Genomic DNA, 12,692 nt, shown 5'->3' on the forward strand with positions numbered 1-12,692 from the left:
ACTAAAGTTTATGGCACAGGACACAAAAGAGTTAAAATTAGCGGTTCTAATTGATGCTGATAATGTTCCCTACAGCAATGTAAAGGGAATGATGGAAGAAATTGCTAAATTTGGCACTCCAACCACTAAACGTATTTATGCTGATTGGACGAAACCTAATGCCGGTGGATGGAAAAGTGTTTTATTAGAGCATGCCATTACGCCTATTCAACAATACAGCTATACTGTAGGAAAAAACTCTTCAGATTCAGCGATGATTATTGACGCAATGGATTTATTATATTCTGACAAAGTGGATGGTTTTTGTATTGTATCCAGTGATTCTGATTTTACCCGTTTAGCAATTAGACTTAGAGAATCCGGTATGAAAGTAATTGGTATTGGAGAGCAAAAAACGCCCAATTCATTTATTGTTGCCTGTGATCGCTTCATCTATATTGAGGTTCTGGATGGCGCAATCAAGAAAAAAACAAAAAAACCAACGGCCACTGATCCTAAAAAAGTTGCCCCAAAAACGTTAAACAAAATTGATTTGCACACCATTGAATTAATAGAATCAACCATTGAAGATATAGGTGATGACAGTGGATGGGCATTTCTCGGTGACGTAGGAAATCTTATTGTGAAGAAAAAACCAGAGTTTGATCCTAGAAATTATGGCTTTTCTAAATTAACTCCAATGTTAAAATCATTGACCGATATTCTAGAAATTGACGAAAGAGACTCCGATAAAAAAGGAATCAAACACGTTTATGTACGATTGCGATTTAGTTAACTAATTTTTTGATTGCCTCATATAGCACTTCTTTTTTGATTGGTTTAGACAAATAATCATTCATTCCTATTTCCTTAACCCGCTGTTTTGTGGCCTCCATGACATCCGCTGTAACAGCAATAATAGGAATATGGCTGTTTCGTAAACCTGCCGCTCCATTTCTTATTGCAATTGTAGCTTCATAACCATCCATTACTGGCATTTGAAGGTCCATCAGTACAATATCAAATTGATTTTTAATTAATGCCTTTATTCCTTCCTGACCATTATTAGCAAACATAACTGTGGTATTCAACCATTTTTTAGTAATCATTTTGATCACCATCTGGTTTATGGGATTGTCTTCAACCACTAAAATGGTTTTCCCTTCTAAATCATTTTCAATTCCTATTTTAGCAGTTGTTCCTATGCTTTTTTTTTGTTCAGAGACCTCAAAATCAATTGTCAGGACACAGGTGGTTCCCACATTAATCACGCTATCCATTTTAATACTTCCGTTTTGCATATCTACCAATGTTTTCACGATATAAAGTCCTAATCCAAGTCCGCTGAATTTTTTCTTATTATCACTACTCTTTTGATAAAAAGAATCAAAAATACGTTCCTTTTTATCAGGAGAAATTCCCACCCCAGAGTCTGAAATGATCAATATCAAGCTCGCCCTGTTGCCGGGCAATAATTCCGCATCAATAGTAAACTTCACACTCCCTTTTAAGGTGAATTTAATGGCATTACTTAATACATTATTAACGATCTGAACCAATCGATTCGCATCTCCAATCAAAAAATCAGGAATATTCTCTGATTTCGAGAATTGAAACTCAAGTCCCTTTTCTTTAGCTATATTGATTGCATTATTCTTTAAATACTCTAAAACCTGTACGGGATCAAATGGATTATTTTCCAGTTTTAATTCCCCTTTTTCGATTTTAGAAAAATCAAGAATATCATTGACCGAACTCAATAAACTATTCGAAGAATACTTTATGATTTTGCATTTATGTTTGATCGTATCATCTTCAACTTCATTAGAAATTGACTCAATCAAATTCATAATAGCATTCAATGGAGTACGTAATTCATGACTAATATTTGATAAAAAATAAGATTTCAAATCATTCATTTCTTCAGAACGAATCAAAGCAAGACGATTGAGGTTGTCTTTTTCATTTTTAAGATTCCGAATCAAATTAGCCATAGAAAGGGAAAGAAAAATAACTTCCAAACCAGTACCTAATTTAGAGCTGTTTTCTGTTAGAAACGAATTGGGAATTTGACTGAAGTTATTGAGAATAAAAATGCCAAAGCCGAGCACCAAAAAGAAAATGCCTATTGTAAAAAAACCATCTACATGTATTTTTTTACAATACAAATACACTACAGAACTTATAATCAAGATAAGAATCAGCAATCCCAACACATTTGCCAATGGATAACACAAAGCTAAAGCCTTAGGGACAAATAAAATACATACAATTAAAACAAAAGTTAAAAAATAAAGGACAGTAAATAAAAAGTAAATTATTTTATTATGTTTTTTGATATTCAAAAAAACCTCACTGTATTTGCCCAGTAAAAAACCTGCGATCATCGCAAAAAACAACACTGCACGAAGCGAAAACCAACCGCCTTGAGGGGTAATTAACTTATAAAAATAACCATCTAAAGAGAACTGCATTAAGCCGATAAAAACCACGTATAAGCTATAATATAAAAATGCTTTTTGGCGTAAAGCAAAATAGAAGAAAAAATAAATAACAGAAACAGTTGCTAAAATCCCATAGAATATACCAAAAAATAACTGCTCGTTTGAGATCAACTTTATAAAGTTTTCTGAAGAGTACAACATGACCGGCATGTTGACAACTTCACCATCACTTTTTAGATGCAAAAATAATTGCTGCCTCGAATTTGGTAAAATTTTAATTTTAAAAATAGTTTTACGATTATCAAAACTTCGTTCAGCAAAGGGCATATTATCACCGCTTACCATTTTGGTGATTTTTCCCGAAGTGCTATCAATAAAATACAATTCTACTAAATCCGTTATAGGTCTGGCCGTTTCTAAATAATAATTCAAAGTCCGATCACTAGAGTTTATAAGCTCCGTTTTTGACCAAAAATTATTTTGAGAAAAACCTAAATCATCATTTTCAGTTTGAAGTTTTTTAGGATCAAATGAATTAAAGTTGGCAACGACATAGTGAATATCTAAATTTCTTTGACCAACATCTGCAACTGTAGTGTAATTGTGCAATGAAACTTCTTTGGGTATAGTTCCATTACTGAATTCATATTGAGAAAATGATTTAGTAAAAAACAATACAACTACAGAAACATAAATCCATTTATCTGTTTTTTTACCCATCGCCGTAAACTGTATAATTAAATATTAAATTATATACGTTGAAAGATAAAGTTTGGTTTTATAACAGATTCTACAATTGCTAACGTTTGATACAAACAAAAGTGACTTGTTGGGTTTAATGATTCAAAGCGTAATAACCCCCTTCAAATATAGCTTACAATACACGAATTCAAATATTCATTTTCAAATATTTGAGCGCAATGTTTAACACATATTTCCTTTATGATAGCGTTTAGAAAGCACCACAAAAAAAATACTGTTGCCATGTTTGACACAACTATGAATTAAAAACATCCTACTTGGACAAAAACCTAGCCCAGATTGAAACGGCATCCTTTTCTTGCTTTCTTTAAGCAAGGAAAGATACAGTGTAAAGCTGGAAATAAGTCCTAAAGAAAAGTTTAATAGCTGAATTGGTTAAATGGTTATTTGAAAACCTTGGCTTCTTTGTACCTTTGCCCCTTTCAAACTTAGATCTAAAATTATGCGCATTGATATTGTTACTGTTCTGCCAGAATTATTGCGAAGTCCGTTTGAGGCTTCGATCATGAAACGCGCTATTGACAAAGGTCTGGTGGAAGTTCATTTTCATAATCTGCGGGATTACACGACCAACAGACAAAAAAGTGTAGATGATTATCCCTATGGCGGTGGCGCCGGAATGGTGATGACCGTACAGCCTATCGACGCCTGTATTACGCATTTGAAAAGCGAGAGAACCTACGATGAAATCATTTATATGTCGCCGGACGGGGAAACCCTAAACCAGAAAATGGCTAATACGATGTCTATGTATGAAAATATTATTATCCTTTGCGGACATTATAAAGGAGTAGATCAGCGGGTACGTGATCATTTTATTACCAAGGAAATCTCTATTGGTGATTACGTTTTGAGTGGTGGTGAATTAGGCGCATTAGTATTATCAGACGCATTGATCCGATTGATCCCTGGCGTTTTGAGTGATGAAACCTCTGCATTGACGGATAGTTTTCAGGACGGATTATTGTCAGGTCCTATATACACTCGTCCGGCAGATTACAACGGATGGAAAGTTCCGGAGGTTTTGACCAGCGGGAATTTTGCTAAAATTGACAAATGGCGTGAGGATATGGCCTACGAACACACGAAGAACAGACGACCGGATTTGCTGGAAGATTAAAAATTTGTTTGAAGTTAAAGGTTTAAAGGTGGTATTCAAGAACTTATAAACTTTAAACAAGAAAAACTTTAAACTTTAAACTTTTTTATTTACTTTTGCGCCCACATTAGTTCAACCTCTGGCGAAATCCGTGAATGTTGATTTAATACAAACCATAATTAAAAAAATTATCATGGCAGATTTAATGAAATTCGTTCAAGACGAATTTGTAACAAGAAAAGATTTCCCAGTTTTTGCAGCCGGAGATACGATCACTGTTTACTACGAGATTAGAGAGGGTGAAAAAACAAGAACTCAGTTTTTTAAAGGAGTTGTTATTCAAAGAAGAGGTTCTGCTAATACAGAAACGTTTACGATTCGCAAAATGTCAGGTGCTATTGGTGTAGAGCGTATCTTCCCGGTAAACTTACCAGCTTTACAAAAAGTAGAGATCAACAAAAAAGGTGCAGTTCGTAGAGCTAGAATTTTCTACTTCAGAGAACTTACTGGTAAAAAAGCTAAAATTAAAGACAAAAGAAGATAGTCAAATATCTCTCTATTATAAAAGTCCTGACGATGTCAGGACTTTTTTTTGGTTTAAAGTCAAGCTACTCAATATTAATCTACTAATTTTATAAAATTGAATGCGATTTAAGCACTTATTTTTTGACAAGAAATAAGGAATATATTTTCCATATTCTTATTTTGATTATCCTAAAGTAATAATTTGACAATTCATTTTAAACAAGTGAAAACGCATTTTCTTTTACGATAACGTTTTATTACCTTTGTACCTACGTTTAAAAATTAAGAATTACATATAGCAATACATTATGACAAAAATTAAAGTAGCTAATCCGATAGTTGAATTGGATGGTGACGAAATGACACGAATTATTTGGTCCTTTATCAAGGAAAAATTAATTCTTCCTTATTTAGATTTAGATATTAAATATTACGATTTAGGAATGGAAAGCAGAGATGCTAGCAATGACCAAATCACTATTGACTCTGCTGAGGCAATAAAAAAATACAATGTTGGTATTAAATGTGCCACAATTACTCCTGATGAAGACCGTGTTACCGAATTTGGTTTAAAAAAAATGTGGAAATCTCCAAACGGAACTATCCGTAATATTGTAGGTGGAACCGTTTTCCGTGAACCAATTATCATGAAAAACGTACCTCGTTTAGTACCGGGTTGGACACAGCCTATCGTTATTGGTCGTCATGCTTTTGGGGACCAATACAAAGCTACAGATACTGTTATTAAAGGAAAAGGGAAACTAACTATGACTTTTGTTCCTGAAGAGGGAGAAACTCAAACTTGGGAAGTATTCGATTATAAAGGAGACGGAGTCGCAATGGCCATGTACAATACGGATGAAAGTATTTACGGTTTTGCACATTCCTCTTTCCAAATGGCTTTGACAAAAAAATGGCCTTTATATCTTTCTACAAAAAATACTATTTTGAAAGCCTATGACGGACGTTTCAAAGATATTTTTGAAGAAGTATATCAATCTACCTACAAAGCACAATTCGTTGAAGCAGGAATTGCTTACGAACACCGTTTGATCGATGACATGGTTGCCTCTGCAATGAAATGGAGTGGCGGTTTTGTGTGGGCATGTAAAAACTATGACGGTGATGTACAATCCGACACTGTTGCACAAGGTTTTGGTTCGTTAGGATTAATGACTTCAGTATTAGTTACTCCTGATGGAAAAACTCTAGAAGCAGAAGCGGCTCACGGAACAGTTACTCGTCACTACAGACAACACCAACAAGGAAAAGCTACTTCTACTAACCCGATTGCCTCTATTTTTGCATGGACAAGAGGATTGGAACACAGAGGTAAACTGGATAAAAATCAAGCTTTAATTGATTTTTGTCATACTCTAGAACAAGTATGTATTGATACTGTTGAAAGCGGAAAAATGACTAAAGATTTAGCTATGTTAGTAAAACCTGAAGGATTGACTGCCGTAGATTACTTGACTACCGAGGCTTTCTTAGCAGCGATACAAGAAAATTTAGATGCTAAACTAGCTTAAATTTTTTACTACATAATATTAAAAAGACAACTGGAAACGGTTGTCTTTTTTTTTACCTTAGCAATACCTTAACAGTTGTTATATGTCAAATGCTGTTCTGTTTAATGTAATTTGCATTTTTGTATTTAGAAAAACTTAAACAATGACTCCAAAGAAAATTATTCCCTTTTTAATGGTATTACTATGCTCCTTTTCAAGCTTCTCTCAAGAGAAATTTACGCTAAGCGGAACTATTATTGACGCCAACAGCAACGAAACTTTAATAGGAGTCAACATTGTAATCCTTGAACTCAAAACCGGAGTAACTACCAATGAATATGGATTTTACTCCATCACAGTTCCAAAAGGAATCTATAACGTACAAATTAGCTATTTGGGATTTCAAAGCAAGGAAGAGTTAATCTACTTGAGTCAAAACCTAAAAAACAATTTCAATTTATTCAGTGATGAAACAGCACTGAAAGAGGTCATTATTACGGATAATAGAAACAAAATAGACATCAAAAAACCCGAAATGAGTGTCAATAAACTCTCCATTTCAGCGATCAAGAAAATGCCCGTTGTGCTGGGTGAAGTTGATGTTTTGAAATCTATTTTATTACTTCCCGGAGTCACAAATGCTGGTGAAGGCGCTTCTGGATTTAATGTTCGTGGTGGCGGTGCCGATCAAAATTTGATTCTGCTGGATGAAGCTACCATATTCAACTCTTCCCACGTTTTTGGTTTTTTCTCTGTTTTTAATCCGGATGCCATCAAAGATTTGAAGTTGTACAAAGGCGGCATTCCTGCCCGCTATGGCGGAAGAGCCTCTTCGGTGTTGGATATTTATCAAAAAGATGGCAATAGCAAAAATTTTCATGTCAATGGAGGAATCGGATTGATTTCCAGCCGCATTTTGGCCGAAGGACCATTGGTAAAAGACAAAGGTTCCTTCCTGATTGGTGGCAGAAGTTCCTATGCGCATTTATTCCTGAAGCTTTCCGAAGAACAAAAAAACAATACGGCTTATTTTTATGACCTAAATACCAAGTTGAGTTATAAATTAGATGCTAACAACAGTCTGTATTTATCGGGTTATTTTGGCCGAGATGTGTTCAGCCTGAACAAAAGTTTTACCAATGTTTATGGAAACACCACAGTAAACTTGCGCTGGAACCACTTATTTTCTGAAAAATTATTTTCTAATTTATCGCTCATTTACAGCGATTACTATTACGGTTTGGATTTAGATTTCGTAGGTTTTAAATGGGATTCCGGCATTAAAAATTACAATATCAAATACGATTTCAGAAATTATATTTCGGATAAATTCAAATTGAATTACGGAGTAAACGGGATTTATTACGAATTCAATCCGGGAACCATCAAACCATCTGATGCGGACTCCGGAATAAATTTCGACCAATTGGATAAAAAATATGCTTTTGAACCCGCGGTTTACATCAACGCTGATCACGAAATATCCGACAGAATAGCCCTTTCCTACGGACTTCGGTACAGTATGTTTTACCGTTTAGGTCAATCTACAGTGAATATTTATGAAAATGACAATCCGGTTCTCTTCAATTCAGAATTACAGATTTATGAAAAAGCAACTCCAATTGGCTCCAAATTCTACGACAAAAACAAAGTCATTCAAAGTTATAATTATCTGGAACCACGTTTTTCACTAGCCTACCAAATCAAAGACAACCAATCCATAAAAGCGAGTTATAACAGAATGGTACAGTATTTACAACTAATTTCGAACACCACATCGCCAACTCCACTTGATGTCTGGACGCCAAGCGATAATTTCATAAAACCTCAAATTGCCGATCAGGTGGCTTTAGGTTACTTTAAAAATTTCAACGATAACATGTATTCCCTTGAAGTAGAAACGTATTATAAAGAAGTACAAAACCGCTTAGATTATATTGACGGTGCTAATTTGATTGCCAATAAAGCCATTGAACAAATAATCCTGAATGGGCAATTACGATCCTATGGTTTAGAAATCATGTTCCGAAAAAACGAAGGGAAATTTAATGGCTGGATTTCGTATACGTTATCCAAATCAGAGCAACAAACTCCCGGAAGAACACCAATAGAAACAGGAATCAACAGCGGCCAATGGTACAATTCCGTATATGACAAACTGCATAATATTGCAATAACCAGTTCCTACAATCTAAATGAAAAATGGTCTTTTGGAGCTAATTTTGCGCTGCAAACTGGTCAACCGGTGACGTATCCTGTTGGACAATATGAATACTTAGGGATCAATGTACCCAGTTATGGATTGAGAAATAGAAATCGGCTCCCCGCTTACCATCATCTTGACATTGCCGCTACTTTGACTCCAAAAAGCAACAAAGACCGCCAATGGAAAGGCGAATGGGTTTTTAGCATTTACAATTTGTACAATCGGAAAAATGCCGCTTCTATCAATTTTAGACAAAATGCAGATACCGGAACCAATGAAGCTGTAAAAACTTCGATTTTTGGTGTAGTTCCAGCGGTGAGTTATAACTTTAAATTTTAAGCTTACTAGCCCATAAGGCAACAAAATAAAAAAATAAAATCATGAAAAAAACAACACTATATCTGGTACTTCTCATCGCTATTTTTTCGGCAAGTTGCGAAGATGTTGTCGAAGTAGATTTAGACAATGCCCCACCAAAACTGGTTATTGAAGCAGTAATTAATTGGAAAAAAGGAACTTCGGGAAGTCAACAAAAAATAAAACTAACCACTACAACCGGGTTTTATAGTACAACAATTCCAAAAGTTTCCGGTGCAACAGTCTCTATAAAAAATAGTGCTAATGTGGTTTTTGCTTTTTCGGAAATTGCGAATACCGGCGAATATAAATGCGCTACTTTTATACCGGTAATCAACAAAACCTATACGCTGACCGTTATCAGCAATGGTAATACGTATACTGCAACCGAAACACTGAAACCCGTTACGCCAATTACAAAAATTATTCAAAACAATCAAGGCGGCTTTACAGGGACTGACATTGAAATTAAAACATTCTTCAAAGATCCAGCGGGTGAAACCAATTATTACCTCTATAAATATGTGTATTCAAACCAAGTAAAATCAAACTTTTATGTAGATCAAGATGAGTTTTTCAACGGAAACGAATTTTTCAGTATCTCACAAAATGATGATTTAAAAAAAGACGATAAAATTGAAATAAGCCACTTTGGAATTTCTAAAGCATACTACAATTATATGAGTGTATTAGTGAGTATCGCAGGAAATAATGGTGGCGGACCGTTTCAATCTCCGCCTGCTACCGTAAGAGGAAACATCATCAACACCACAAATGCGGCTAATTATCCTTTGGGTTATTTCTCGCTTAGCGAAGTTGATGTCAGTAATTATACAATTGAATAATTTGGAGCTAATCCGGCTGTTCATTGCAACCAAAAACCGGTTCTAAACAGTTTTGGTTTTTATTGCCATCCGGGCTAGTACGTGAGAGATAAAACGAGAACTTTTATTTACTTTTACACCATAATTCATAATTCATAATTCATAATTTATAATGTCTTCACACCATATCGTTCGCGACGACCAAGAACCTGCTTTAATCATTGCCAACGGCGCTTCCTGTAACCCGGAACTATTGGGCCAATTACTGGAATGGTCACCACTCGTGGTCGTATTAGATTCGGCTATGGTCCGCGTTATGGAACTAGACATTAAAGTCGATGTGCTTTTAGGAGATTTTGACCGAGGATTTGATCCTGAAATTTACAAAACATCTCAATATCCCATCGAAATTATACATACGCCAGATCAGAATAAAACCGATTTAGAAAAAGCTTTTGACTATTTAATCGAAAGAAAAATTCCTGCTGTAAACGTCGTTTGGGCCACCGGACGAAGAGCTGATCATACCATAACCAATATTACCAACATTACGAGATATCGAAATTTATTGAAAATTGTTATTCTGGACGATCACTCAAAAGTATTCCTTTTGCCTAAAAAATTCGAAAAATGGTATACAGCAGACACTCCTATTTCATTAATCCCTGTAGGTCATGTCACTGGAATTCATTCTGATAATTTATTTTATCCGCTGAAAGATGATAGTTTGACTATTGGTTACAGAACCGGCAGCAGCAACCACGTCCTCAAAGACGGAATCGTAACAATAGAACACAATGAAGGTGATTTATTAATGATGGAATGCCTGGATTAGTTTTATTGTATATTCAGTAATACATTTCTTATAATTTTATAATGACTCCAAGGAATAAAATGATTCGCTTTTTTGATCGTTATTGTATCGATTGAATTAGCATTGGCAAACTTTTTTTGCATAAAGGCAACATTGCTGTACGGCACCAAAACATCTTTTGTTCCATGAATAATCGTAACATCACATGTGATTTTTTTTAGCGCTGGTTCTAAGTCTACCAAATCCTGTTTCAACCACCACAACTCATCATTAGAAGGACGCAATGCACCGGGAATCAAATACCGCAAAGGCGACGCCTTAATAACCGTTCTCCATTTCTCTGGATTTTCAGCTTTTGGGTCTAATGAGCCTGCCAATATCACCATTCTTTTGTACCAAGATGGATTATCCACGGCTAACCGAGCCACAACGGGCCCGCCTACGGAATGTCCCACCAAAATCAGCGGCTTTTTATTATCGATTTTTTTTATAAACTCTGATATTCTTTGAGATTGTACCCTTAAATTTTGAGCATCGCCAAAACCACTGAATCCAAAACCCGGTCGGTCAATCGCGATCATTCGGTATTTTTTAAGCAATAAAGTATCCTGAAGATATTCTTTAAAGGCATTCCAACTGCCAGGCGAGCCGTGAATAAAAAACAAGGTCGCGTTTTGCATACTACCTGTTGCCACATAATGTATTTTATAACCTTCAAAAGCAATTGTTTTATCCTGAAATTCCGTTTTAGAGGCACCAAAAAATTTTGCTGTTTCCTTATTGGAAAATCGCATCGTCATACAAGATTGACACATAACAATATAGAAAAACACAAAACTGTACGCTAAGTATCTCTTTTTGAAATGAAATGAAGTGAGCCTAAAAGTCATACTATCTGTATTTTTTATAAAAGTAACCGTTTTTAGTTTTCGAAAAAACACAATATCCTAATTTTATGATTTATTTTTCATCTGTTTAATAGGCCGAAAACGTCTTTATCCATTTACAAAATAGTTATGCCTATATTTGCATCGAAATAAAGAAAATGAAAGCGAAAACGATTACCGAAAAGACGAATTTACATCCTAGAAATCTGGATAGATTTGGATACAATTTTGATGAATTAATAGTAAAATTCCCAGAATTGCAGCATTTCGTTTCTGTCAATGAGTATAAAATCCAAACTATTGATTTTAGTAATCCTGATGCGGTTAAGGCACTTAATAAAGCTTTGTTATTATCCCATTACGACATTCAAAACTGGGACATTCCTAAAAATTATCTTTGTCCGCCCATTCCCGGAAGAGCAGATTACATCCATTATCTCGCTGATTTATTAGCTTCAAGCAACAACGGAATCATTCCTGAAGGAGAAACTGTTCAAGGTTTAGATATTGGTGTGGGTGCGAATTGCATTTATCCTATACTTGGTAATTCAGCGTACGGATGGAGTTTTGTAGGAACTGATACCGATTTAAAAGCAATTGAAAATTGCAGTGCCATCATTGAAGAAAATCCAAAATTGATTGATGCCATAAGTTTACAGCAACAAACGGAATCGCGTTTTATTTTTAAAAATATAATCACTCCCGAAGACAAATTCACGTTCACTATTTGTAATCCTCCTTTTCATGCATCACAGGATGAAGCCACGAAAAGCACGGTTCGAAAAATCAACAATTTAGAAAATGCTAAAACTACTACCCGCGGTACAGCCGAGCGAGGTGAAGCTAAACCTGTTTTAAATTTTGGTGGTCACAATGCTGAATTGTGGTGTGAAGGTGGTGAATTAGGTTTTGTTACCCAGATGATTTTCGAAAGTGCAAAATATCCAATGCAGTGTTTATGGTTTACCACTTTGGTCTCTAAAAAAGAAAATCTTTCCAGTCTTTATAAAACATTAAACAAGGTAAGTGCAGTCGAAATTAAAACAATCGATATGGCTCAAGGCCAAAAAACAAGCCGAATCATAGCCTGGACTTTCCTCAGTAAAGCACAACAGAAAGCTTGGAAATTTTAAAAAATCATCCTAATTACTCCTCATTCTGGTTGGAAATGAAAGATCTTTATCAATAAAAATAGTACATCTTCAACAAAAAGAACTCAAACTAGTTTTTTCATAAAAAAAAATGTAAATAATAATTATTTACCATTTAACAAATATCTTGCTT

The 12,692-nt window shown here is 34.9% G+C and carries 10 protein-coding genes; 8 read left to right on the plus strand and 2 right to left on the minus strand.

Going from position 1 to position 12,692, the window contains the following annotated elements:
* Window positions 1–10 precede the first annotated feature (10 nt).
* Entirely contained in the window at window positions 11–775 is a 765-nt protein-coding gene (locus EKM02_RS09645) for an NYN domain-containing protein (RefSeq protein ID WP_126454595.1), read from the plus strand.
* On the opposite strand, the gene EKM02_RS09650 is transcribed toward EKM02_RS09645, so the two are convergent.
* Entirely contained in the window at window positions 768–3,143 is a 2,376-nt protein-coding gene (locus EKM02_RS09650) for a hybrid sensor histidine kinase/response regulator (protein WP_126454597.1), read from the minus strand. The genes EKM02_RS09645 and EKM02_RS09650 overlap by 8 nt on opposite strands.
* A 484-nt stretch (window positions 3,144–3,627) precedes the next feature.
* On the opposite strand from EKM02_RS09650, the gene trmD reads away from it, so the two are divergent.
* From trmD to EKM02_RS09680, 6 genes are all read left to right on the plus strand, one after another.
* Entirely contained in the window at window positions 3,628–4,305 is a 678-nt protein-coding gene (gene trmD, locus EKM02_RS09655) for a tRNA (guanosine(37)-N1)-methyltransferase TrmD (protein ID WP_091166587.1), read from the plus strand.
* A gap of 172 nt (window positions 4,306–4,477) precedes the next feature.
* Complete coding sequence (rplS, locus tag EKM02_RS09660; RefSeq protein ID WP_126454599.1) at window positions 4,478–4,828, plus strand: 50S ribosomal protein L19; 351 nt, start codon at window positions 4,478–4,480, stop codon at window positions 4,826–4,828.
* A gap of 289 nt (window positions 4,829–5,117) precedes the next feature.
* Window positions 5,118–6,341, plus strand: a complete 1,224-nt coding sequence (locus tag EKM02_RS09665) for an isocitrate dehydrogenase (NADP(+)) (protein WP_126454601.1) — start codon at window positions 5,118–5,120, stop codon at window positions 6,339–6,341.
* Between the two features lie 142 nt (window positions 6,342–6,483).
* Window positions 6,484–8,865 (plus strand): TonB-dependent receptor, encoded by a 2,382-nt coding sequence (locus EKM02_RS09670; protein ID WP_126454603.1) that lies wholly within the window; start codon window positions 6,484–6,486, stop codon window positions 8,863–8,865.
* 41 nt (window positions 8,866–8,906) lie between these two features.
* Window positions 8,907–9,728, plus strand: a complete 822-nt coding sequence (locus tag EKM02_RS09675) for a DUF4249 domain-containing protein (protein WP_126454605.1) — start codon at window positions 8,907–8,909, stop codon at window positions 9,726–9,728.
* A gap of 151 nt (window positions 9,729–9,879) precedes the next feature.
* A complete protein-coding gene (locus EKM02_RS09680; RefSeq protein WP_126454607.1) occupies window positions 9,880–10,542 on the plus strand; it encodes a thiamine diphosphokinase in 663 nt (220 codons plus the stop codon).
* Between the two features lie 2 nt (window positions 10,543–10,544).
* Here EKM02_RS09680 and EKM02_RS09685 read toward each other — a convergent pair whose 3' ends face one another.
* Window positions 10,545–11,411 (minus strand): alpha/beta fold hydrolase, encoded by an 867-nt coding sequence (locus tag EKM02_RS09685; protein ID WP_126454609.1) that lies wholly within the window; start codon window positions 11,409–11,411, stop codon window positions 10,545–10,547.
* A 155-nt stretch (window positions 11,412–11,566) separates the two neighbouring features.
* On the opposite strand from EKM02_RS09685, the gene rlmF reads away from it, so the two are divergent.
* On the plus strand, window positions 11,567–12,541 hold the full coding sequence (rlmF, locus tag EKM02_RS09690) for a 23S rRNA (adenine(1618)-N(6))-methyltransferase RlmF (protein WP_126454611.1): 975 nt from the start codon (window positions 11,567–11,569) through the stop codon (window positions 12,539–12,541).
* Window positions 12,542–12,692: the final 151 nt, after the last annotated feature.

The organism is Flavobacterium sp. RSP49 (genome assembly GCF_003968735.1).
In the GTDB taxonomy this organism is placed as follows: Bacteria; Bacteroidota; Bacteroidia; order Flavobacteriales; family Flavobacteriaceae; genus Flavobacterium.

Bases quoted from the DNA above. Each gene is read 5' to 3' on its own strand.
- EKM02_RS09645 (WP_126454595.1), top strand. From the start codon at position 11: ATGGCACAGGACACAAAAGAGTTAAAATTAGCGGTTCTAATTGATGCT.
- EKM02_RS09650 (WP_126454597.1), bottom strand. From the start codon at position 3,143: ATGGGTAAAAAAACAGATAAATGGATTTATGTTTCTGTAGTTGTATTG.
- trmD (WP_091166587.1), top strand. From the start codon at position 3,628: ATGCGCATTGATATTGTTACTGTTCTGCCAGAATTATTGCGAAGTCCG.
- rplS (WP_126454599.1), top strand. From the start codon at position 4,478: ATGGCAGATTTAATGAAATTCGTTCAAGACGAATTTGTAACAAGAAAA.
- EKM02_RS09665 (WP_126454601.1), top strand. From the start codon at position 5,118: ATGACAAAAATTAAAGTAGCTAATCCGATAGTTGAATTGGATGGTGAC.
- EKM02_RS09670 (WP_126454603.1), top strand. From the start codon at position 6,484: ATGACTCCAAAGAAAATTATTCCCTTTTTAATGGTATTACTATGCTCC.
- EKM02_RS09675 (WP_126454605.1), top strand. From the start codon at position 8,907: ATGAAAAAAACAACACTATATCTGGTACTTCTCATCGCTATTTTTTCG.
- EKM02_RS09680 (WP_126454607.1), top strand. From the start codon at position 9,880: ATGTCTTCACACCATATCGTTCGCGACGACCAAGAACCTGCTTTAATC.
- EKM02_RS09685 (WP_126454609.1), bottom strand. From the start codon at position 11,411: ATGACTTTTAGGCTCACTTCATTTCATTTCAAAAAGAGATACTTAGCG.
- rlmF (WP_126454611.1), top strand. From the start codon at position 11,567: ATGAAAGCGAAAACGATTACCGAAAAGACGAATTTACATCCTAGAAAT.